We start from the raw sequence: 299 nt of genomic DNA on the forward strand, positions 1-299 counted from the left end.
GCTCGGACCTGCTCGCCCCCTCTCTCTTCAGGGGCTTCGCGTCTTCCGCCGGTCCGTTCCGGCCCGGCCAAGTCCACCGGGGCGCCTCCCGCTCGCCGGTTCGCCCGGAAGCGTGTGAAGCCCGCCCAGGAGCATCCCGTTCACCGGTCCGTTCTGCTGACCGGGTCCGTTCCGGTGGAACGAGGTCGATCAACGAGCGTCCCGCTCACCGGCCGGTCCGGCCGTGTTCTGGTCGCTTCGGTCCCGTGCCCCGTCTGGTGTGCAGGCGGGCTCGGTCCGGGAGGCTCCCCGGGCCTCGG

Source organism: Glycomyces buryatensis (assembly GCF_004912275.1).
Lineage (GTDB): Bacteria > Actinomycetota > Actinomycetes > Mycobacteriales > Micromonosporaceae > Glycomyces > Glycomyces buryatensis.